Origin of the sequence: Burkholderia sp. MBR-1 (assembly GCF_013822785.1) — a bacterium.
Classification (GTDB): Bacteria; Pseudomonadota; Gammaproteobacteria; order Burkholderiales; family Burkholderiaceae; genus Burkholderia; species Burkholderia vietnamiensis.
Genome location: NZ_CP053609.1, coordinates 2529807 through 2553112 on the forward strand (window position 1 = coordinate 2529807; position 23306 = coordinate 2553112).

The window sequence follows — 23306 nt, forward strand, 5'->3', positions numbered from 1 at the left end:
CGCGCGGCCCGTCTCCCGTCTTCCGCACGGCGCGGCCGCACGCCGGCAGGATTCGCGACGCTCCGGTATGATCGGCACCCTCGACAAGCGTGCGCCGCGCCGCGCGCGCCGCCGTTCCACTCCGTCCCGTCGCGACCATGTCCTCCGCCGCCCCCGACCGCTCGACCGACGCCGCCTCGCCGCACTATTCGCGCAGCCTGCTGTTGCTGCTCGCGACGATCGCCGGCGTGTCGGTCGCGAACATCTACTACAACCAGCCGCTGCTCGACGCGTTCCGTTCGGCGTTTCCGGACCGCGCGTCGTGGATCGGCGTGGTGCCGACCGCGACCCAGCTCGGCTATGCGGCCGGCATGTTCGTGCTCGCGCCGCTCGGCGACCGCTTCGACCGCCGCGGGCTGATCCTGATGCAGATTGCGGGCCTGTCGATCGCGCTGATCGTCGCCGCGGCCGCACCGTCGCTGGCGGTGCTGGCAGCCGCGAGCCTCGCGATCGGCGTGCTCGCGACGATCGCGCAGCAGGCCGTGCCGTTCGCGGCGGAAATCTCGCCGCCGGCCGAGCGCGGCCAGGCGGTCGGCACGGTGATGAGCGGGCTGCTGCTCGGCATCCTGCTCGCGCGCACGGCGGCCGGCTTCGTCGCCGAATATTTCGGATGGCGGGCGGTGTTCGGCGCGTCGGTCGCCGCGCTCGTCGTGCTCGCCGCGGTGATCGTGCTGCGCCTGCCGCGCAGCACGCCGACGTCGACGCTGTCGTACGGCAAGCTGCTCGGCTCGATGTGGCATCTGGCGGTCGAACTGCGCGGGCTGCGCGATGCGTCGCTGACGGGCGGCGCGCTGTTCGCCGCGTTCAGCGCGTTCTGGCCGGTGCTCACGCTGTTGCTCGCCGGCGCTCCGTTCCATCTCGGCCCGCAGGTCGCCGGGCTGTTCGGGATCGTCGGCGCGGCCGGCGCGCTGGCCGCGCCGTATGCGGGCCGCTTCGCCGACAAGCGCGGCCCGCGCACGATCATCTCGCTCGCGATTGCGCTGATCGCGGTGTCGTTCGCAATCTTCGCGGTGTCGGGCACGAGCCTCGTCGGCCTCGTGATCGGCGTGATCGTGCTGGATGTCGGCGTGCAGGCTGCGCAGATCTCGAACCAGTCGCGCATCTACGCGCTCAAGCCCGACGCGCGCAGCCGCGTGAACACCGTCTACATGGTGTGCTACTTCATCGGCGGCGCGCTCGGCTCGTCGATCGGCGTCGCCGCATGGCACGCGTTCGGCTGGATCGGGATGTGCACGGCCGGCTTGCTGTTTACCGCGCTCGCCGGCTGGTGCCACCACCGCGGCGCACGCCGAAGCTGAGCGTCACCGCGCGGCGGCGTCACGCGTCGGCACGCGAGGCGGCCGGCTGGTCGGCGGGCGGCACGGCGAACACCGACGCGGGCTCGACCACCGCGGCCGGATCGACGACGGCGCCCGGCGCCGGCACCCCCAGCGGCACGGCCGACGGCGCGAGGATCGGCGCGGGCTCGGGCATCGCCGGCTGATCCGGCGCGGCGGCAGCGCCGGCTTGCAGCTCGACGGCGGCCGGCGACGTGGCCGACGACATGGCCGACGACATGGCCGGCGCAGCATCGGCCGCCGGCCGGCGCGCCGGATCGAACACGAACGACAGCCCGACGCTGCCGAGAATCGCGACCGTCGCGACGACGGTCGCCGTGGTGACCGGTTCGCCGAGCATCAGCGCGCCCAGCGCGACCGCGACGATCGGATTCACGTACATGCAGCTGCTCGCGATGATCGGGCTCGTATGGCGAATCAGATAGCCGTACGCGACATACGCGGCCATCGTGCAGAACACCATCAGGTAGACGAACGCGAACACCGGCCCGGCCGACAGCTGCTCGATGCGCTCGCCCATCAGCCAGGCGGCGAGCGTCGACATCAGGCCGCCGAGGCCGATCTGCAGCGACGTCGACAGGAACAGGTCGGACGGCAGCTTCAGCCGTGTCGCGAGATGCGCGCCGCCTGCCCAGAACAGCGCGCCGGCCAGCACGCAGATGGTGCCGAGCGCCGAGTTGGCGGCGCCGCCGCCGCCCGAGTTCAGCACGACGATGCCGACCATCCCGAGCGCGACGGCCGCCCACTCGCCTCGCGCGACCGGGCGCCCGGCGACCGCCGCGATCACGGTGGCGAACAGCGGCACCGTCGCGACCATCACCGCGGCCGAGCCGCTGCTGACGGTGCGCATCCCCAGCGCGATCGTGCCGGACGACAGCGCGACCAGCATGGTGCCGACGATCGCCGAGTTGCGGACTTCGACGAGCGTCGGCCGCGCGGGCTTGCGGCGCAGCGCGAACACGAACAGCCCGATGCCGCCGAGCAGGTTGCGCAGGCCCGACAGCAGCAGCGGCGGAAACGACTGCAGCGCGAAATGCAGGCCGCTGTAGGTCGAGCCCCAGACGAAGTAGATGAAAACCAGCGCCAGTGCGACGCGGCCGCCGCGGCTTTGCGGCAGGCGGATGCGCAATGGCAGTCGGGGCAGCCCGGCGAGGAAATCCAGCAGACGGTCGAGTGGCGTCATCGTTCAGCCCGCCCGCACAGCAGGTGGCGCGCTCCGCTGCAAGACGCCGGAGCAACCGGCAAGCGGCCCAGACGGGACCGGGGAAGCGGGGACGAGCGTGCGGAACGACATGACAGTGCGAACGGCGACGAATAGGAACCGGCAAGCGGCGGCAGAGGGTCGGACAAGATGTGCGCGCACGGCATCGTGCGCGCATGCCCGGCATTATGGCATCAAGGATTCGAAAGGATCGCCCGGCCCGGTCGAAAGGATGTCGACTGACGTTTCGGCGCGACATTTGCGGGCCGCGGCGCAGGTAGGGTGCGACGGTGCCGGTAGGTCGGGCGTGTGTCGACGGTTGGCTGGGGCGGCCGCTGCGCGACGCCGCCCACCATCACGCACCATCGCCCACCATCGCGCGCGGTGCGCCGCCGTGACACACCGCCCCGCCCCGCACCGCCCCGCCGCTCACGATCCGCCGAACCAGTTGTAGCCCTGGTCGACCCAGTAGCCGCCCGGATAGGTGTCGGTCACGAAGATCTCCATGATGTGCTTCGGATTCTTGTAGCCGAGCTTGGTCGGCATCCGCAGCTTCATCGGGAAACCGAATTCCGGCGGCAGGCGGCGGCCGTCGTAGTCGAACGCGAGCAGCGTCTGCGGGTGCAGCGCGGTCGGCATGTCGATGCTCTCGTAGTAGTCGTCCGCACATTTGAAGCCGACGTACTTCGCGTGCGTATCGGCGCCCGCGCGCGCGAGGAACGCGCCGAACGGCGTGCCGCCCCAGCGGCCGATCGCGCTCCATCCTTCGACGCAGATGTGCCGCGTGATCTGCTCCGCATGCGGCAGCGCGCGCAGCTCGTCGAGCGTCCATATGCGCTTGCCGGTCACGCGGCCGGACAGCACGAGCCGGTAGGTCGACGCATCGACGTGCGGCACCTCGTCGATGCCGTAGTACGCATTGAACGGGAACGGCCGCGTGATGTCGGCCTCGGTATAGGTCGGCGCGAGCCGCTCGCCGCTGAACAGCCACGCCTGCACGCGATCGTTGATGCGCGACACCTGCTCGAGAAACGTGTTCACCGACGCGTCGTCGTGCAGCGTGCAGCCGCTCAGCATCGTCAGGCCGCCGAGCGTCAGGATGCGCCGGTTGAACAGGCGCCGGGAGGGCATTTCGAGCTCGCGCCGCACGTCGAGCGCGAGCGACTGGCGGTCGAGCGTCCACGGCCGGCGCTCGCCGGGGGATTCGGATTCGGACATGATGAGTTCCTCGATCGTGAGCAGACGAATCAGCGTCCGCGCAGCATCGCGAGCAGCGAGCGCGGCACGCGCAACGCCATCGCGACGTGCACGACGACGAACGCGACGAGCAGCGTCATCGCCCAGAAATGCACGATGCGTGCGTTGTCGTAGCCGCCGAACGATGCGCGCAGCAGCGGAAACTGCACCGACTTCCAGATCGTCAGCCCGGACAGCACGAGCAAAATCAGATCGGCGATCGCGAACAGGTAGGCCGCACGCTGCACCGCGTTGTAGACGCTCGGGTCGTCGTGCGCGAGCCGGCCGCGCAACGCGGCGCCCAGGTCGCGCCACACCGCGCGCGGCGTGACGGGCAGCATCTTGCGCGCGACGCGTCCGGTCGAGATCGACATCGTCAGGTAGAACAGCCCGTTGCCGACGAGCAGCCACATCGCCGCGAAATGCCATTGCAGCGCGCCGCCGAGCCAGCCACCCAGCGTGATGCCGTGCGCGAACACGAACGGCGGATAGATCGGCGACGCATCGTAGATGCGCCAGCCGGACAGCACCATCAGGATCGCCGCGAGCGCATTGAGCCAGTGGCTCACGCGCACCCACAGCGGATGAATCGGGCGCGCGGGGCGCGGGGCCGCCGCGTGGCCGATGGCGGGAAGGGTTGGCATGATGAACACTCCGGATAGCGTCCGCGTCGATGCGGACGGGCACGACGCGGCACGATGCGCCACGCCACGACACGCGCAGCGCAGCGCGACGCGCAACCGGCCGGCGTGCTGCGCACGCGGCGGCCACGCGCCCGTACGGCTGCGTCAGTTCGACGGCGCCATCTTGTCGCCCGACGCCTTGCCCATCGCATCGTGCGACATCGCATCCGGCTTCATCGCGTCGTGCTTTTTCATCGCGTCCTTCTTCATGCCGTCCTTCTTCATCGCATCGTGGCCCATTGCGTCCTTCGACATCGACGACGCGCCCTGCGACATCGCGTCGTTCTGCGCGTAAGCGCTCGTTGCAAGCGCGGCGAAAGCGGCGACACAGGCGGCGATCAGTACGTTTTTCATCAGATTTCTCCACAACATGGGTTCGAGGAGCCGAATAGACGAACGACGCCGCCGGAAATGACAGCCGCCGCGAAATTTTTTTGGGGCCGCGCAAACGCGCGCGATGTTGCACCGCTTCGCACCCGTGCGCGACGCGCGAACGCGCTGCGGCGGCGCGGTGTGCTGCCGGCCGCGCGGGCGCTCGCGGCGGCGGCCATGCTGCGGCGCACCGCGGCGGCGTCCGGCTGCCGGTTGAAACCGCCGCGAAGCCGGTGTATCTTGTGCGCTGCTAACGCGGGGGTCCTGCAATGCGCCCGGTCAAACAACCGGCATTGCGGGTGAGAAATACCCTTTGAACCTGATCTGGATAATGCCAGCGCAGGGAAGCGTACGGATTTCGCCGCCATCCTCCTGACGAAATCCGCCGCCTCACCAAGCGTCGTCTCCTGCTTAGCTCGAGCCCCACATTCGTCAAGGGCTCCGGGCCTGCGCAGAAGCGCCTGCCCGGCGCTCACACAGGAGATTGCATGAACGCCAATCCGAAGTTTCTGTCCGCCGACGCCCACGTCGACGCCGCTGCCGTCGCCCCGCTGCCGAATTCGCGCAAGGTTTACGTAACCGGTTCGCAGCCCGACATCCGCGTGCCGATGCGTGAAATCACTCAGGCCGACACCCCGACCGGCTTCGGCGGCGAAAAGAATCCGCCGATCTACGTGTACGACACGTCGGGCCCGTACACCGACCCCGACGCGAAGATCGACATCCGCGCGGGCCTGCCCGCGCTGCGCCAGCGCTGGATCGAAGCGCGCGGCGACACCGAAGTGCTCGACGGCCTGTCGAGCGGCTACGGCCGCGAGCGCGCGGCCGACCCGGCCACCGCCGACCTGCGCTTCCCCGGCCTGCACCGCAATCCGCGCCGCGCGCAGGCGGGCAAGAACGTCACGCAGATGCACTACGCGCGTCAGGGCATCATCACGCCGGAAATGGAATACATCGCGATCCGCGAGAACCAGCGCCGCGCCGAGTATCTCGAGAATCTGAAGGCGAGCGGCCCGAACGGCGCGAAGCTCGCCGCGATGATGGGCCGCCAGCACCCGGGCCAGGCGTTCGGCGCCGCGGCCTTCGGCGCGAACGCGCTCGCCGAGATCACGCCCGAGTTCGTGCGCGACGAAGTCGCACGCGGCCGCGCGATCATTCCGGCGAACATCAACCACCCGGAATCGGAGCCGATGATCATCGGCCGCAACTTCCTCGTGAAGATCAACGCGAACATCGGCAACTCGGCCGTCACGTCGTCGATCGGCGAGGAAGTCGACAAGATGACGTGGGCGATCCGCTGGGGCGGCGACACGGTGATGGACCTGTCGACCGGCAAGCACATCCATGAAACGCGCGAGTGGATCATCCGCAACAGCCCGGTGCCGATCGGCACGGTGCCGATCTACCAGGCGCTGGAGAAGGTCAACGGCAAGGCCGAGGACCTCACGTGGGAAATCTTCCGCGACACGCTGATCGAGCAGGCCGAGCAAGGCGTCGACTACTTCACGATCCATGCGGGCGTGCGGCTGCAGTACGTGCCGCTCACCGCGAACCGGATGACGGGCATCGTGTCGCGCGGCGGCTCGATCATGGCGAAGTGGTGCCTCGCGCACCACAAGGAAAGCTTCCTGTACGAACACTTCGAAGAGATCTGCGAGATCATGAAGGCGTACGACGTGAGCTTCTCGCTCGGCGACGGCCTGCGCCCCGGCTCGATCTACGACGCGAACGACGAAGCGCAGCTCGGCGAGCTGAAGACGCTCGGCGAGCTCACGCAGATCGCGTGGAAGCACGACGTGCAGGTGATGATCGAAGGCCCCGGCCACGTGCCGATGCAGCTGATCAAGGAGAACATGGACCTGCAGCTCGACTGGTGCAAGGAAGCGCCGTTCTACACGCTCGGGCCGCTGACCACCGACATCGCGCCGGGCTACGACCACATCACGTCGGGCATCGGCGCCGCGATGATCGGCTGGTTCGGCACCGCGATGCTGTGCTACGTGACGCCGAAGGAGCACCTCGGGCTGCCGAACAAGGACGACGTGAAGGAAGGAATCATCACGTACAAGCTCGCCGCGCACGCCGCCGACCTCGCCAAGGGTCACCCGGGCGCGCAGGTGCGCGACAACGCGCTGTCGAAGGCGCGCTTCGAGTTCCGCTGGGAAGACCAGTTCAACATCGGCCTCGATCCGGACAAGGCGCGCGAATTCCACGACGAAACGCTGCCGAAGGATTCGGCGAAGGTCGCGCATTTCTGCTCGATGTGCGGGCCGCACTTCTGCTCGATGAAGATCACGCAGGACGTGCGCGAGTTCGCCGCGCAACAGGGCGTGTCGGAAACCGAGGCGCTGCAGAAGGGCATGGAAGTCAAGGCAGTCGAGTTCGTGAAGACCGGCGCGGAGATCTATCACCGCCAGTAAGCGGACATGCGGAGGCCGCGGCTCGCACGGGCCGCGGCCCCGCACACGTCTGCCGACGCCTGCACGAGCCCGCTTTCGAGCGGGCTTTGTTTTGCGCGTTCGTCGCATCGCGCATGCCTGCCCGCGGGCGAGAAACAATTCATTACGAAAGCGCCCGAGCCTTAACAAGTCCTTACAGCAGCATGACGGGACGGCGGGTAGATTGGCCATATGCACAGCCTCGATACGGTCGTGCGACCTCCCTCCACTACCACAAGGACAACGATCATGCGTAACTCGATTCGGCGTTTTGGGGTATGCGCGCTCCTCGTCGCGACGGTGGCGAGCCTGTCGGCCTGCGATTCGATGACGCGCCGTCAGCGCGATACGGCGATTGGCGCAGGCGTCGGCGGTGTGGCCGGCGCGGCGATCGGCGGCAACGCGCTGTCGACGCTCGGCGGCGCGGCAGCTGGCGGCCTGATCGGCAACCAGGTCGGCAAGTAAGCGTACGCTCAGGCTCATTCCAGGTCGCCGCCGCGCGCGGCGGCTTGGGCGAAACGGCGTTTCCGCGATGCGGAAACGCCGTTTCGCATTGGCGGGCACGCATTGGCACATTGCGCGGCGATGCCCCCGGAAACGCGCCGTTACCCTTTTGCTCGCCGATGCGTCGCCGTGCGGGCTAAGCTGAAGCATCGGCTCCCGCCGGAGAAACATCATGACCAGGACCCTCGTCGCCACGGCGCTCGCATGCGCAGCCCTCGCCGGTTGCTACTACCCTTACGGCTACTATTCGTCCGGTTATTACGCGGCCGCGCCGGTGCAGCCGGCGCCCGTGTATGTCGCGCCCAACCCCGCGTACTACTATCCGGCGCCCGTCTACGGGCCGGCGTGGGGCGGTTACTGGGGGCCGGCCGTGTCGCTGAACTTCGGCTTCGGCGGCCGCGGCGGCTGGCGCCACCATTGATGCACCGCGGCGCGGCCGGGCGGGCGCGCGCGCCGAGGTCCCGTTTCTTGTCGTTTCATCCGATCGTGAAACGAACGCGCGATCCTGCGGTGTAACATCCACCGCATTCCTCCTCTCGCCGGCCGCCCGATGTCGCCCAAGAACGCCCTTCTGCTGACCGTCCTCGCTGCCCTGTGGGGTGCGTCGTTCCTCTTCATCCGGATCGGCGTCGCCGAATTCGGCGTCGCGCCGCTGATGGCGTTGCGCGTGGGCATCGGAGCGCTGTTCCTCACGGGACTCGCGCTGACGCGCTTCAAGCCCGCCGATCTCGGCGCGCGGTTGCGCCGGCATGCGTGGCCGTTGTTCGTCGTCGGCGTGCTGAACTCGGGCGCGCCGTTCTGCCTGTTCGCGTTTGCGGAATTGACACTGTCGGCCGGCGTGACGTCGGTGATCAACGCGACGACGCCGCTGTGGGGCGCGCTCGTCGCGTACCTGTGGCTGAAGGACAAACTGTCGTTGCCGCGCGCGCTCGGCCTCGTGATCGGTTTTGCCGGCGTGCTGACGCTCGTGTGGGATCAGGTCGCCAGCGCGCGCGGCGCGACCGGCGCCACCGCCACCGTGCTGGCCGCGGCAGCCGCGCTCGGCGCGACGCTGCTGTACGGCATCGCGGCCAACTACACGAAGCGCAAGCTCAGCGGCGTCGATCCGCTCGTCAACGCGACCGGCAGCATGATCGGCTCGACGGTGCTGCTGGTGCCGTTCGCGATCGCGACGTGGCCTGCCGCGGCGATCGGCGTCCATGCGTGGGGCGCGGTACTCGCGCTCGGCATCGCCTGCACCGGCGTCGCGTATTTCATCTTCTTTTACCTGATCGCGCACATCGGTCCGGCCCGTGCGATCACGGTGACGTTCGTGATTCCCGTCTTCGGCCTGCTGTGGGGTGCGCTGTTCCTCGGCGAACGCGTGTCGATCGTGATGATCGAGGGCTGCGCGATCGTGCTCGTCGGCACCGCGCTCGCGACCGGCGTGATCAGACGGATTCCGGGCTTCGGCCCGCGCGGCGGCGAGGCGGCCTGAGCGGCGTGCGGCTGACGCCTGCGCCGCGCGCCGGTGTAGCGTTTGCGTCTGGAGTTTCCCTGATACGCACGTCGCGCGCTTGCCGTTACACTCGCAGCACTCATCCGCACAAGGCGGTTACGATGCACCGCGTTCTTTTGCGTCCACCCGCGCGTGCGACGGTTTCGGCGCGGCGCGCACGAGACCGTCTCGCCGATCGCCGCAGGGCGTCTTCGCCATGAAGCCCGCCCGCGACCTCCCCCGCGAACTCTCGCTCGACTCCCTGCTCGAACGCCTGACGCCGACGCCCGGCGGCTGGGTGGCAACCTACCGCGACACGACGCTGCGCAGCGTGTTCCAGCCGGTGCTGTCGATCACGCACAAGCGCGTGGTCGGCTACGAAGCGCTGCTGCGCGTCGTCGACGAAAATGGCGCGCTGAGGTCGCCGGCGGCGCTCTTCGACCGCACGCGCGCGGCGGCCGACGTGCTGCTGCTCGACCGGCTCGCGCGCTGCCTGCATACGGCCAACTTCGTCGCGCAACGCATCGGCGACGGCTGGCTGTTTCTGAACGTGACGCCGCGCGTGCTCGATTCGGGCCTCGTGCAGCGCGGTTTCGTCGATGCGCTGTGCCGGCATTTCGGATTGCCACCGAACCGCATCGTGCTCGAAGTCGTCGAGCAGGCGGCGCGCGACGAAGATGCGCTCGCCCGCACGATCGACATGATCCAGCACCGCGACTTCCTGATCGCGATCGACGATTTCGGCACTGGGTTCTCGAATTTCGACCGCGTGTGGCGCGCGCGGCCCGATATCGTGAAGCTCGACCGCTCGCTGGTCGAGCGCGCGAATTCGTCGGCCGACGACCGGCGCATCATGTATCACCTGGTGTCGATGCTGCATCAGGCCGGCGCGATGGTGCTCGCCGAAGGCGTCGAAAGCGACGACGCGCTGCAGACGCTGATGGAAGCCGACATCGATTTCGTGCAGGGCTTCTGGTTCGGCCAGCCGGATGCGTCGATCGCGCAAGCGAGCGCGGCGGCGCCCGCGCTGCTCGACGCCGCATGGCGGCGTTTCATCGCGCAGCGGCATCGGCCCGCCAGCGACGGGCAGCCCGGCTTCGATGCGATCGAGCGGCTGGTGCTCACCGGGGCGGCGACGTTCGCGGCGAGCGGCAGCCTGGAGGAAGCCGCGCAGCGCGTGTTCACGGTGCCGGCGGCGCGGCGCGTGTTCGTCACGGACGAGATCGGCGAACAGTTTGTGCCGTCGATCGGCGCGCGCGTCGACGCCGGTCAGGCTGTCGGCACGCGGCTGTCGCCGCTGTTCCCGGAAACGCACAGCAACTGGTCGCGGCGCCCGTACTTCCAGCGCGCGATCGCCGCGCCGGGCCGCGTTGCGCTGATGGGCCCGCATTTCTCGCTGACCGAAGGCCGCGACTGCTATACGGCAGCCGTCGCGATTCGCGCGGAAGGCCGTCTCGTGGTGTTCTGCGTCGATTTCGTGCTCGACCGCGCGGGCACGGTGATGCGGTAGGGGGAGCTGGGGCGCTGCATTTCATCAGTCGATCACCTTCCCTCTTCCCGATTTCACGACGCTGCGGCGCGACTTGTGTTCGAGGCGCCGCTCCTTCGATGCGCGCGTCGGCCGCGTCGCGACCCGCGCGCGCGGCGTGAACGCGACGCTGCCGATCAGCGCGTCGAGCCGCGCGAGCGCCGCCTCGCGGTTTTTCTCCTGGGTGCGGTACTCCTGCGACTTGATCACGACGATGCCGTCGCGCGTGATGCGCTGGTCGGACAGCGCGAGCAGCCGCTCCTTGAGCACCGGCGGCAGCGACGACGCGCGGATATCGAAACGCAGGTGTATCGCGCTCGACACCTTGTTCACGTTCTGGCCGCCTGCGCCCTGCGCGCGCACGGCCGTCCATTCGACGTCGGCCGGATCGAGCGTGTAGCGGATCATCATCGTGACGTCTCCGTGCGGCGGCGCGCGAGCGCCTCGTCGACGCGGGCCGCCAGCCCCGAGTCGCGCTGCGTGCGCGTCGCAACCGCCTGCGCCAGCACGCGCCGCGGGCCGATCACCTGCACGCGCGTCCGTGCGCGCGTGACGGCCGTATAGACGAGCTCGCGCGTCAGCACGCGGCCGAACGACGCCGGCAGCACCAGTGCGGCCTCGTCGAATTCCGACCCCTGCGACTTGTGGACCGTCAGCGCGAATGCCGTTTCGTGCGGCGGCAACGCGGCCGGCGACACCGCGCGCGCGGTGCCGTCCGCGCGCCGGAACCATACGCGCAGCACGCCCTGCGCGTCAGGCAACGCGATGCCGATGTCGCCGTTGAACAGCCCGAGCGCGTAATCGTTGCGCGTCACCATGATCGGCCGCCCGGTGAACCAGTGCGCGCCGACCGCGAGCGGCACGCGCGCCGCCTGCCGCACATGCGCGGCCACCAGCGCGTTGACGTGCTCGGCGCCGCGCGAGCCCGTGCGCGTCGCGCACAGGATCCGGAAACGGTTGAGCGCATCGAACAGCGGCAGCGGATCGGGTACCGTCTCGGACAACGCGGTGCGCAACGCAGCGAGGTACGCGCCGAACCGACGTGCAAGCCGCTCGACGGTGGACGGCGCGAGCGTGTCGCCGGCGTCGTCATGGAACGACGCGGCGGCCGTATCGTCGACGGGCAACGCATCGAGCGCGGCCTGAACGTCGCCGCGACGGATTGCGAGCGACAGCCGTCCGATCGGCGAATCGAGGCCGAAGCGGTAGTTGCGTTCGAGCCACACGACGCAGTCGGCCAGCGGCGCGGGGGCGAGCGCGGGCGGCACGGCGTCGGCACCGGCCGCGAGCGATGCGGCGGCCGATGCGAGCGCCGCCGTTTCAGCGCCGCCCGGTTCGAATGGCGCAAGCTCCACCGCGTCGAGCCACGCGAGTTCGTCGGCCTCGATCCATGCGGGATCGCCGATCGGGCGTTCGGTGGCAGTTGGCCCGCCAGACGGTGCGGACGCCGCAGACGGGACGGCCGGATCAGGCACATCCGCTTCGGCCTGCGGCGCGTCGTCGAACAACGACGCCTGTCGCGGATCCGCACTTCGCCGCGTCGACGGCTTGCGTGCGGTACTCGCGGCAGCATGCGGAACGGTTCGGTCTGGAGCGGGAGCGGGAGCGGGAGCTGAAGTCGAAACCGGAGCCACAGCAGCAACCGCATTCGCCGCATCGCCGTCCGGCACCGGCAACGCCGCAGCAAACGCGGCTTCGTCGATGCCGAGCGCCGCCGCGATGCGCGTGCGCGCAGCGGCACTGAAGGTCGGCCGCGCGCTGAGCTCCGCGAATACGGCGCCGGCCTCGACGGCCGCGAGCTGGTCCTTGTCGCCGAGCAGCACGAGCCGCGCGCCCGGTGCGAGCGCGTCGAGCAGATGCGCGGCGAGCGCGACGTCGATCATCGACGCCTCGTCGACCACGATCAGGTCGTACGGCAACGGATTGTCGCGATGATGCCGGAAGCCCGTCGACCCGCCGCCGCCCAGCAGGCGATGCAGCGTATACGACGTCTCGGGCAGGCGCGCCGCCAGCTCCGGCGGGAGATCGCCCGAGCGCGCGTGCAGCGCTTCCTGCATCCGCTGCGCGGCCTTGCCGGTAGGCGCGGCCAGCGCGATGCGAAGCCCCGGCTGCGCATCGAGCAGACAAGCGAGCACGCCGACCACGGTCGTCGTCTTGCCGGTGCCCGGCCCGCCGCTGACGATCGTCACGCGTCCGGTGAGCGCGACGATCGCCGCGACGCGCTGCCAGTCGACCTCGCCGGTCGCCGGTCCGAAGTAACGCGCGAGGCTCGCACGCAAGCGCTCGGAAGACAGCGCGTCGTCCGGTGCGGCCGCGTCGGCCTGGGCCACCAGCGCCTCGGCGAGACGCCGCTCGTAATCGAAATAGCGCGACAGATACAGCCGGTCGTGCCGGTCGACGATCAGCGGCCGCTCGTCACCGCGCGCGAGCGTGCCATAGGCAACCAGCCCGCTCGCTGCCAGCGCCGCGCGCACGTCGTCGACGGGCTCATCGTAGCGATGCGCGAGCGCGCCGAGCGCGACGCACACATGGCCGCCCGCCGTCGCGCGGCTCGCCGCGAACGCGGCGCGCGCGGCCCAGCGCGCAGCCGCGGCCGGCGCGCCCGCGCGACGCGACAACTCGCCGATGCGGCGCGCGAAACCCTCGGCCAGCGCTATGCCGAAATCCGCCGGCTCGGGCAGGCGCGCAACCAGGCCACCGGTGAATTCGAGCGTGTCGTCGGACGCGTTCATGCGCGGCCCCCTTCCATCATCCGGTCGAGCGCGTCGACGAGTTCGCGGGTCGGCCGCCCCGCATGGACGCCGGCCGGCATGCCGGCGCTGCGCCAGCCGGGCCGCACGCCGCGCACGAACAGATACAGGTAGCCGGCCATATGCGTGTCGTAGTCGTAATCGGGCAAGCGCGCGCGCAGGTAACGATGCAGCGCGACCGTATAGAGCAGCGCCTGCAGGTGATATGCGTGATCGGCCATCGCAGCGTCGAGCGCGCGCGGGCCGTACGCGTCCGGCGTATTGCCGAGGTGGTTCGACTTCCAGTCGACGATCCAGAAGCGCCCGTCGTGTTCGACGATCATGTCGATGAAACCCTTGATGAAGCCCGCGAGCGCACCGGCCTCCAGCGCGACGTCCGGATAGCCGTGCGCGACCAGCAGCCGGCGCAAGGCGCCAAGCTCGAGCGACGGCGCCGGAAACAGGAAGCCCATTTCGTCGAGCCGCCTGGCCGGATCGAGATCCGCGAGCCGCATGCCCGGCACGAGTTCCGTGTGCACGACGTCGTCGACGAGCCGCACCATCATCGCCGGCAGCCGCACCGCGAGGTCGGGCTCGGCCTCGACCGGCCGGTCGTGCAACGCGCCGAGCGCGGCCTGGAGCCACGAATCGGGCTCGATGAAGCGACTCAGTTCGAACAAGCGGTGCAGGCACTCGCCCGCCGCAGCGCCGCGCGGAAACGTCAGGATGTCGTCGTCGGGCGGCGCCGACACGGCCGTGTCGGCACCGACGAGCGCGAGGTCCACACTCACCGCGGCAAGTGCATCGTGATCGGGGCGCAACTCGTCGTCCGGCACGCTCGCGACGCCCGCTTCCTCGCGCGCCATCGACGCGGTCAGCGAACTGAAACTCGCGATGCGCCACGCGTCGCGCAACATGCGCGTCGCGCGGCGCGCCGCCAGCGCTTGCGAGTCGTCATGGCCGGCCGCCACGCGTTCGCGGCGCGCGGGCACCGGCAACGGCGCCACGCTGAGCGGCCCACCCGCGAGCGCCTGCCATGCTGCGCCGAGTTCCGCCTCGTCGGGCGGCTCGTCGAGCCACGCGTCGAACGAGCGGCCCGCGCCGGCCACGAGCCAGTTGAGCACGCCGCGGCGCGCCTCGCGCGTCGAGCGCGACGACAGATACGGCCCGGCGACCAGATAGCAGCGATAGACGGCGCGCGTGAGCGCCACGTAGACGAGCCGCGCGCGCTCCGCCGCCTGCTCGCGCAAAACCTGCCGCGCCGCGTGCGCGGCGGCTTCGTCGTCGCATCCGTAATGCAGCACCGCATCGCCTGCGTCGTCGTGATACTCGCGTGCGTCGGGCAGCGCCGACGTCGGCGGCTCGCGTAGCCCGCCGTCGTTCAGGAACGGACAGAACACGACCGCGTATTCGAGGCCCTTCGATTTGTGGACGGTGACGATCTGCACGAGGTTGCGGTCGGATTCGAGACGCAGCTGCGCCTCCTCGCCGCCGCCGTCGAGCCGCTGCGCGGCGAGCCAGCGCAGCGTCGGAGCGATGCCCGGCTGCGCGGACGCGCGCGCCTGCGTCAGTTCGGCAAGATGGTTGATGTCGGTCACGCGGCGCTCGCCGTCCGCGCCGGCCATCAGCCGCTCGGCGATCCGCAGCTCGCGCGTGAACGTGCGCCACATCACCGCGAAGCCGCGCTCGCGCCACAGCAGCCGGTAACGCGAGAAGCGCTCGACCCAGCTCATCGCATCCGCGCCGTCCGCCGCATCGCGCGATGCGTCGCCATCGCCCTGCTCCATGCGCCACAGCGCATCGGCATCGAGGCCGAACCAGTCGGCGGCGAGCGCGGCACGCAAGCGCCGCAGGTCGCCCGGCGCGTCGATCGCCGCGAGCACGCGCTCGAGCTGCTCCGCGTCACCCGTCGAGAATACCGATGCCTGCGCAAGCTCGACGCTGCCGATGCCCCAGGTGGCGAGCACGCGCTTCACGAGGCTGCCCTGTCGGTGCGTCTGCACCAGCACCGCGATGTCGCCCGGCGACAGCGGCGTATCGCCGAGCCGCGCGTGCCCGTCGCGCGCGCCGCGCATCAGCCGCGCAATCTCGGCCGCGCACGCCTGCGCGGCCTGTGCCTGCGCCTCGCGCTTGTGCAGTGTGCCGTCGCCGCCCGGCAACGCCCAGATCCGGAAATCGCCGGCCGGACCCGGATCTGTCTCGTCGATGAACGGCGCCCGCACGCGCGTGCCGGCACGCACCGCGTAATAGTCGAGCCCGTTGAGCACGAACGCGCGCGGATTCGACATGAAGAAGCGGTTGCACGCGTCGACGATCGCCGGCGTCGAACGCTGGTTGACCGCGAGCGTGTAGCACGCGCTCGCGCGTGCGCGCGCGGCGAGATAAGTGTGCAGATCGGCCGCGCGGAAGCTGTAGATCGCCTGCTTCGGATCGCCGACGAGAAACAGCGGACCGCGCGGCGCGAAGATCCGGTCGAAGATCGCGAACTGCAGCGGGTCGGTATCCTGGAATTCGTCGATCAGCGCGGCCGGATAGCGCGCACGCAGCGTCTCGCCGAGCCACGGGTGCGCCTGCAGCGCCTGATACAGGTTCGCGAGCAGATCGTCGAACGACACGACCCGGCGCGTGCGCTTGCGTTCGGCCAGCTCTGCCGGTGCGGTGTCGAGCCAGTCGGCGACCAGCGCGAGCCAGCGGGCGCGCTGCGCGGCGTCGGCTGCCGCGACCGCTGCCTCGAGCGCATCGGCCACGTCGAAGAACGCATGTTCGGGCGTCGCGCCGCCTTTTTTGGTCGCCTTCACGAGCGCGGTGCGCGTGAGCCTGAGCGCGGCCTTCGGCAGCGCGGCCGCGGCATTACGCTGCGCAAAGTGCGCGGACCACGCACCGAACGCATCGGCGATCGCCTCGGGCTTGTGCGAGCGCTGGTTGAGCGCCGGCTGCGCGGCGCGCAGCAGCGCATCGATCGCATCGCGCTCGTCGGCCCACATTTGTGCGGCCTGCTCGAAGCAGGCGGCGGCCGCGGCCTCCGCCGACTCGTCGGGCTCGGCGACGCCGTCCCAGCGCAGCGCGGCCAGCGGCTTCTTCAGCCGACGCGCCAGTTGCGCGTCGAGCGCGGCCGGGCCCGCGCCCGAATCGACGAGCCACGTCGCGAAGCGCGGCCAGCGGGCGGCCATCGGTTCGACGCGCGTGCGCCAGAAGTCGGCGGCCAGTTCGAAGCGCAGCGCCGCATCGTCGGCCTGCATGTCGAATGCGAACGGCATCGCGGCGGCGAACGGCGCCTCCTGGAGCGCGCGCTGGCAGAACGCGTGGATCGTGTGGATGGCCGCCTGATCGAACGCGCGAAGCGCGCGCCGGATCCGCTTCGCCGCCGTGTCGGGATCGAGCGCGCCGCCTTCGCCGAGCGTCGTCTCCAGCAGTCGTGCGACGAACGGGTCGCCGCCGTCGTCGCCCGTATCGAGCGCATGCGCGAGTTGCGCCAGCCGGCCGCGAATGCGCTCGTGGAGTTCGGCGGTCGCGGCCTTCGTGAACGTCACCACGAGGATTTCGTCCGCGCCGAGATCCTTTTCGAGCAGCAGCCGCACGTAGAGCGCGCAGATGTTCCACGTCTTGCCGGTACCGGCCGAGGCCTCGATCTGGTTGACGCCGTCGAGCGGGCATGCGAACACGTCGAGTTCGAGCGCCGCCGGCGATCTGGATGCGGCGTTCATTCGAGCTCCTTCAGATGTTCGAGCATCGGCTCGAATACGAGCCGCGCGAGCGTGCCGAACGGCTCGTCGAGAGACGGGTGCGCACCGCGCCACGCGATCGCGATGGCCGGATCGTCCGCCTCGCTCGCCACACGTTCGTTGATCCACACGCTCGCGGCCTTCGCGTCGCCGTCGGACACGCACGCCCATGCGCTGCGCGGAAAGAAGCGCAGCGGCATGCGCCGGCCCGCGCGAAACAGCGCGGCGAGCGGCGCGAGCCGCTCGAGCGGCGCCGCGACCGGCGTGAGCTCGAATGCCCCGCCGCTGCCGAACCACAGCGAGCGGCGCGGCCCGTCGGGCTCCACCGCGCAGTAGACGAGGTGCGCCAGCCACGCCGACAAGTAATCCCGCGCGCTCGGGCGTGCGTAGCGATAGATCACCTGACCGGCCGGCGTGAGCCGGTTCAGCGTGCCGTGCAACTCGAGCGGCGCGCTCACCGCATCGGCCGACAGCATCGCGTCGTGCACGCCGAACAGTTCATCGGCGGTTTCGGGCCATGCAGGCGCGATCGTGAGCGTGAACGGCCGCCGCGCGACGCCTTCGGCGAGCGCACGACGCACGTTCGACGCGAGCTGCGTCATCGAGCCGAGCGCCTGGTCGCGCCACACGGCGCCCGTCGCGCCGCCCGGCAGTTCGGGGCTCGCGTCGGCGATGCGCAACGCGTGATCGTGCACGTCGCGCTCGTCGGATTCGATCAGCAGCGGCAGCAGGCGCTCGGCGAGCGCGTCGCTGCCGGCGAAGTCGAGCGCGAACGGCTCGGTGTCGAGCAATTCCGCCTGCGCGTCGGACAACACGATGCCGAGCCGCGCGCGCAACAACGCGCGAGCCGGATGACGCCAGAACCGTTCGAATTCGCCGAATGCGACCGGCTCGACCGGCTCGGCCGCCAGCGGCTGCGCGAAGAACGGCTGCTCCCGCGACGCATCGCGTGCGGCTTCGGCCGCGAGCAGCGACGCCAGCGTCGCGCGCTCGGCGTCGTAAGATGCGAGTTCGCTGCCGGGCCGGAAATACTCGGCCGCGAACGGCTGCAGCGGATGTTCGACGACGAACGCACGGCGCGCAGCGTCGACCGCATCCGGCGCGGCGTCCGCGCCGGCCGTGACGAGCGCGAGGTGATCGAGCAGTTCGTCGACGAGCGCCGCGGGCGGCAACGGCGCGTTGTCGCGGATGCTGCGGCCGGTGTACGCGATCAGCAGCCGGTCGCGCGCAGCGAGCAGCAGGTCGAGGAACAGATTGCGCTCGTCGTCGCGGCGCTGCCGGTCGCCCAGCTTCGGCAGCACGGCCATCAGGTCGAACTCGTCGGCGCGCGCGAGGCTCGGCAGCACGCCGTCGTCCATCCCGAGCAGACATATCACGCGGTACGGCAGCCCACGCAAGCTCGTCAGCGACGAGAACGTCACACCGCCCCACGGCACCCCGCCACGCGCCGGATCGTCGAGCGCGGCGGCCAGCCCGGCCCGCACGACCGCAGCGGGCAGCGCCTCGTCCGGCGCACCTTCGGTCATCGCGGCCAGCATCGCGTCGAGCGCGTCGCGCACGCCGGCAAGCGCATCGGCATATGCGGCGCCCGAATCGAAGAAGCGCGCCAGCGTATCGGCGAACAGCTCGCTCCATGCGCGCGGCGTGAGCGCACCGGCAAGCCGCTGCGCGAACCCGTCGAGATCGTCGGTGAAGCGGGCCAGCCGGCCGAGCAGCTCGGCCTCGCTGCCCGTGGCCGCCTCGATCGGCAGCCATGCGCCGATCGGCGCGGCGCCTTCGGGCATCGCATAGCCGAGGAACAGGCGCGCGAGCGCATCGGCGAACGTATGGCGCGGTGCGGGCACCGCCGCATCGTCGCTGACCGCCGGCGACAGCCCGCGTCGCGCGCCCGCGGCCGCGAGCCAGGTCTGCACCGTCTCCAGCGCGGCCGCGTCGATGCCGTAACGGGCTGCGACTGCGTCGACGCGCAACCATTCGACCAGCTCGGGCGCGCCGACCTGCCGGTCCGGCAACGCGAGCCATTCGAGCAGCACGCGCGCGACCGGGTTCGCCTGCGACGGCGGCAGCCCGGTGATCCGGTACGGCACGCGTGCCGCCCCGGCGCCCGCCGTGCCGAACACGGCGTCGATCAGCGGCCCGGCCGCCGCGAGATCGGCAACCGCCACCAGCACGTCGGACGGCTGCAGTGTCGCGTCGGCGTCGAACCATGCCAGCAGGCGATCGTGCAACACCTCGAGCTGGCGCGCGAGGCTGTGGCACACGTGCACCTCGATCCCGCGCTCGGCCGGCGCGTCGCCGAGCTCGGCCTCGGGCTGCAGCCCGAGAATCGCGTTCTGCACGCGCGCGAGCCAGCTGGGCGCCGCGTTCTCGACGAAGCGCGACGCATCGCCCGACGCGGCGCTTTCGGTCAGCTCGTGCAGCATGTGCAGCTGCGCCTGCGTCTGACGGCCCCACTCCGCAAGCAGCGGATGGCCGACCTCCTGATAGTCGAGCCGCCCGGCCGCATCGAGCGCCTCCGCATGCGCGGCCGTGACGATGTCGAACCAGAATTCTCGACAAGGATTGAGCGCGTAAATGCGCACGTCGATCCAGCGCGACAGCTCGCGCAGCAGCGCGACGTGCAGCGGCGGCATCGTGGGCAGCGCGAACACGCAGACCGATTCCGGCCACTCGGCGCGTTCGACCGTCTCGGCATCGAGATTGCGCGCCTCCACGAGAAAGCGATGCGCCGGCGGCGTGCCGCTGTCGCTCAACTCGGCGAGCAGCGCGCGCCACAGCGCCGCCTGCCAGCGCTCGTCGTCGCGCGCCGCGTCGCTGATGCCGCGCGGTGCGGCATCGCCCGCGAGCACCGATTCGCCGGCCTGCCACGCCGCCAGCCATTCCGGCCGATAGGTCAGGTAGTGGTCGAGCACGGTCGCGACACGCTGCGCCAGCTCATAGCGCATCGCGTCGTCCGACGCGCTCAGGTACGCCGCGAGCCGCGGCGACGCGAACCACGGCGCACCGTCCGCAGCCTGCGCAAACAGCCGGTAGCAGCGCCACACGAGCCGATCGGGCGCGAACGGCGAGCGCGCGGGCACGGTCAACACGCGACCGATCTGCGCCCACAGCCATTGCGCGAGATACGTGAACTCGACGTTCGCGCAGACGCCGTGGCGCGCGGCGATGTCGAGCTCGAGACGGCGGCGCAACGCCGCGCTCGGCACGATCACTTGTTGCGACGCCCACGGGCCGTTGTGGGCCGGGAACGCGGCCAGATCCTCGAGCAGCGCATCGGCCAGCGTTTCGTGACGGTTCGAGTAGAAAAGATGGAGCATGAAGCGGGTGTCGGAGCGTCGCGTCGGCCACGCCGTGCGAACAGGAGCGACAAGGATAGCAAAAGGGGCGGCGCGGCGAAGTTCGGCCGAACGGCCAGGTTTTGCGGGCCGCGAAATACGATAGACTCGTCGCCAGTCAATACGCTGTCCCGGGCGTCTTCGTCTGCCATTACGTTCATCGATGCGCTATTCGGTCGAAATCAGAAAGTTTCTCTACAGCCAGTACTTCTTCGGTGGGCTGAGAATCGCGTTCGGCGTGTCGCTGCCCGCGGTGCTGTGCCTGATCGTGTTTCACAACCGGGAGCTCGGCTTCACGATCTCGACCGGTGCGCTCGGCGCGTGCGTCGTCGACATGCCGGGCCCGCTGAAGTACAAGCACAACGAAATGCTTGCGTGCAGCGTGATCGGCTTTCTGGCCGCGCTCGCGACGGGCCTCGCCACGCCGCACATCTTCGCGCTTTGGCTGACGATCGTCCCGCTCACGTTCGTGCTGTCGCTGATCGTCGTGTACGGCAACCGCTGGCCGCAAATCAGCTTCGCGACGCTGTTCATGATGGTGATGACGCTGGAGGAGAACTTCACGCCGCTGCAGGCGTTCGTCAATGCCGGCTGGATTCTGGCGGGCGGCCTCTGGTACACGTACTGGGCGACCATCGTGTCGCAATGGCAGGCGCGCCGGATCGAGCAGCAGGCGCTCGCGGAGAGCCTGTTCGCGTGCGCGGACTACCTGCAGGCGCGCGCGCAGTTCTACGACCTCGACGCGGATCTCGACGAGTGCTACCGCAATCTCGTCGCCAAGCAGATCACGGCGGTCGAAACGCAGGAAACCGCCCGCGACATCGTGCTGCGCAACCTGCCGAAGCTGCGCCGCGGCAAGCTCGATCCCGGCCGCACGACGATGTACAACCTGTTCATCAACAGCGTCGACCTGCACGAGCTATTCGTCGGCGCGCATACCGACTATCCGCTCGTGCGCAACACGTTCGGCGGCTCGGACCTGATCATTTTCTATCGCGACCTGATCGGCAAGGCGGCGGCCGATCTCGAGGAAATCGGCCTCGCGGTGCTCGAGAACCGCGCGCCGCATTCGCGCATCAGCGTGAAGGCCGAACTGCGCGCGATCGAGTACGAGATCGAGCTGATGCGCAAGAAGAACTTCGCGGCGGCCAATGCCGAGGCGTACGCGGCCGTGCTCGCGACGTTCCGGCGGATCTGGAGCGCGACGCGGCTGATCGACCGGATGCGCCGCAACCTGTCGGGCCGCGCCGATCCGCAGCAGACCGAACTGAAGATCGACAAGGCGCTCGTGCGGTTCCTGCAGCGGCGCCGGATGTCGCCGCTGCTGATCTTCTCGAACCTGAACATGCGCTCGCCGAGCTTTCGCCACGCGCTGCGCGTGACGATCGCCGTCGCGGTCGGCTTCTGGCTCGGCAGGCTGCTGCCGCTCACGAATGCCTACTGGATCGTGATGACGACCATCATCATCCTGAAGCCGGGCTACTCGTTGACCAAGCAGCGCAACGCGCAACGTATCGTCGGAACGCTGATCGGCTGCGCGGCGAGCATCGCGCTGATCTATTCGGTGAAGGAGCCGCACGTGCTCATCGCGATCATGTTCGGATCGATGGTGATGAGCTACAGCCTGCTTCTGTTCAACTATGCGGCGAGCGTCGTGTTCACTTCGTCGTACGTGCTGCTGATGTTCCACCTGCTCGCGCCGGGCAGCATGCGCATCATCGGCGAGCGCGCGATCGACACCGTGGTCGGCTGCATGATCGCGATCGCCGCGAGCCGGCTCTTCCCGTACTGGGAATACCGGCTGATGGGCAAGCTCGTGACCGACATGCTGAGCTCGACCCGCAAGTATTTCGAGGCGGCGTGGCGCGCCGGGCGCGGCGCCTCGGCGCCTGCCGTGCCGGTCGCGGACGGCGCGGCTGCCGTGCCGGTCGTTGCCGCGGCGATCGAAGCGCCGTCCACCGCGCTCGACGACGACTATCGCTACCGCCTCGCGCGCAAGGACGTGCACATCGCATTCGCGAACCTCGGGCAGGCGTTCCAGCGCATGATGATCGAGCCGAAGGCGCACCAGCGCTTCGTCGCCGAACTCAACGACCTGCTGGTGCAGGCCCACGTGCTCGGCGCGCAGATCACCGCCGCCGCGCCGCTGATTCGCAGCACATGCGCGGCAGACGGGCAGCGCGTTCACGATGACGCGCTGCATCGCGGCCTGTCCGCCGTGCTCGACAACCTCGAAAAGGCGGAAGCCGGCGAGCCGCCGCAGGCCGACCATCTCGATACGACCAGACAGATCACGCGCGCGCTCGACGAAATGGTCGTGTCGGCGGAAAAATCGGACGCCGTGGGCGCCGACCTCACGCACGACCTGAAGGTTCTCGCGCACCAGTGCAAGCAGATGCTGGCGTCATCGCTGCTGATCCGCAAGGACGCGAGCGTCATCCGGCTGCCGGCGTGACTAAGCGGGTGCGCAATGGTTCGACCGGCCGATCTTCCCGGCCGCGCGTGCCTCGTGACGCGTGATTCCGCGCGCGATTAACACGGTGCGTGAGCGCATTCTGCTGTTCCACGTGTTGCCGATGCCGTGCTGATGTCGATCGGCCGGTGGACCGGCGTGGGCAGCGACGGCAGCCTTCGGAGGCGAGCGCAGGCTTCGGCGGCCGCGTCGGTCCCGACGCAACAGAGCGCGTCGTCACGCCTCACGCCTC

At 69.9% G+C, this 23306-nt stretch carries 15 protein-coding genes and 1 riboswitch; of the genes, 7 read left to right on the plus strand and 8 right to left on the minus strand.

The features are described 5' to 3' along the window. Positions 1 to 137: 137 nt before the first annotated feature. Positions 138 to 1337 carry an MFS transporter gene (locus MBR110_RS11615; protein WP_059735253.1) on the plus strand — a complete coding sequence of 400 codons (1200 nt, stop codon included), beginning with the start codon at positions 138 to 140 and terminating at the stop codon, positions 1335 to 1337. Positions 1338 to 1356: 19 nt separating this feature from the next. Here MBR110_RS11615 and MBR110_RS11620 read toward each other — a convergent pair whose 3' ends face one another. From MBR110_RS11620 to MBR110_RS11635, 4 genes are all read right to left on the minus strand, one after another. After that, a complete protein-coding gene (locus MBR110_RS11620; RefSeq protein ID WP_060043286.1) occupies positions 1357 to 2559 on the minus strand; it encodes an EamA family transporter in 1203 nt (400 codons plus the stop codon). Between the two features lie 447 nt (positions 2560 to 3006). Beyond that, positions 3007 to 3795 (minus strand): molybdopterin-dependent oxidoreductase, encoded by a 789-nt coding sequence (locus tag MBR110_RS11625; protein ID WP_059668808.1) that lies wholly within the window; start codon positions 3793 to 3795, stop codon positions 3007 to 3009. Between the two features lie 29 nt (positions 3796 to 3824). After that, positions 3825 to 4457 carry a cytochrome b/b6 domain-containing protein gene (locus MBR110_RS11630; RefSeq protein ID WP_034193327.1) on the minus strand — a complete coding sequence of 211 codons (633 nt, stop codon included), beginning with the start codon at positions 4455 to 4457 and terminating at the stop codon, positions 3825 to 3827. A gap of 144 nt (positions 4458 to 4601) precedes the next feature. After that, positions 4602 to 4850 carry a pentapeptide MXKDX repeat protein gene (locus MBR110_RS11635; RefSeq protein ID WP_034193219.1) on the minus strand — a complete coding sequence of 83 codons (249 nt, stop codon included), beginning with the start codon at positions 4848 to 4850 and terminating at the stop codon, positions 4602 to 4604. A 265-nt stretch (positions 4851 to 5115) separates the two neighbouring features. After that, positions 5116 to 5232: riboswitch (TPP riboswitch) on the plus strand. Positions 5233 to 5356: 124 nt separating this feature from the next. Between MBR110_RS11635 and thiC the strand changes: the two genes are divergently transcribed. The 5 genes from thiC to MBR110_RS11660 all read left to right on the plus strand — a co-directional run bounded on the left by thiC (position 5357) and on the right by MBR110_RS11660 (position 10797). After that, positions 5357 to 7288, plus strand: a complete 1932-nt coding sequence (gene thiC / locus MBR110_RS11640) for a phosphomethylpyrimidine synthase ThiC (protein WP_011884090.1) — start codon at positions 5357 to 5359, stop codon at positions 7286 to 7288. A 267-nt stretch (positions 7289 to 7555) separates the two neighbouring features. Continuing rightward, positions 7556 to 7771, plus strand: a complete 216-nt coding sequence (locus MBR110_RS11645; protein WP_034193216.1) for a glycine zipper 2TM domain-containing protein — start codon at positions 7556 to 7558, stop codon at positions 7769 to 7771. A 211-nt stretch (positions 7772 to 7982) separates the two neighbouring features. Next, entirely contained in the window at positions 7983 to 8231 is a 249-nt protein-coding gene (locus tag MBR110_RS11650) for a hypothetical protein (protein ID WP_011884086.1), read from the plus strand. Positions 8232 to 8360: 129 nt separating this feature from the next. Continuing rightward, positions 8361 to 9287 carry a DMT family transporter gene (locus MBR110_RS11655; protein ID WP_034193215.1) on the plus strand — a complete coding sequence of 309 codons (927 nt, stop codon included), beginning with the start codon at positions 8361 to 8363 and terminating at the stop codon, positions 9285 to 9287. Positions 9288 to 9504: 217 nt separating this feature from the next. After that, a complete protein-coding gene (locus tag MBR110_RS11660) occupies positions 9505 to 10797 on the plus strand; it encodes a sensor domain-containing phosphodiesterase (RefSeq protein ID WP_181709077.1) in 1293 nt (430 codons plus the stop codon). 24 nt (positions 10798 to 10821) lie between these two features. Here MBR110_RS11660 and arfB read toward each other — a convergent pair whose 3' ends face one another. The 4 genes from arfB to recC are packed head-to-tail and all read right to left on the minus strand — an operon-like array spanning position 10822 to position 20583. Next, entirely contained in the window at positions 10822 to 11226 is a 405-nt protein-coding gene (gene arfB / locus MBR110_RS11665) for an alternative ribosome rescue aminoacyl-tRNA hydrolase ArfB (RefSeq protein ID WP_011884080.1), read from the minus strand. After that, entirely contained in the window at positions 11223 to 13547 is a 2325-nt protein-coding gene (locus MBR110_RS11670) for an AAA family ATPase (protein WP_176315617.1), read from the minus strand. Before MBR110_RS11670 ends, arfB begins: the two co-directional genes overlap by 4 nt. Beyond that, complete coding sequence (recB, locus tag MBR110_RS11675; protein WP_181709078.1) at positions 13544 to 17248, minus strand: exodeoxyribonuclease V subunit beta; 3705 nt, start codon at positions 17246 to 17248, stop codon at positions 13544 to 13546. The genes MBR110_RS11670 and recB overlap by 4 nt, the downstream gene beginning before the upstream one ends. Beyond that, positions 17245 to 20583 carry an exodeoxyribonuclease V subunit gamma gene (gene recC / locus MBR110_RS11680; protein WP_059735201.1) on the minus strand — a complete coding sequence of 1113 codons (3339 nt, stop codon included), beginning with the start codon at positions 20581 to 20583 and terminating at the stop codon, positions 17245 to 17247. Before recC ends, recB begins: the two co-directional genes overlap by 4 nt. Before the next feature lie 181 nt (positions 20584 to 20764). Here recC and MBR110_RS11685 point away from each other — a divergent pair, with 181 nt between their 5' ends. Beyond that, positions 20765 to 23056, plus strand: a complete 2292-nt coding sequence (locus MBR110_RS11685; protein WP_059735203.1) for an FUSC family protein — start codon at positions 20765 to 20767, stop codon at positions 23054 to 23056. The last annotated feature ends 250 nt before the right edge of the window (positions 23057 to 23306 follow it).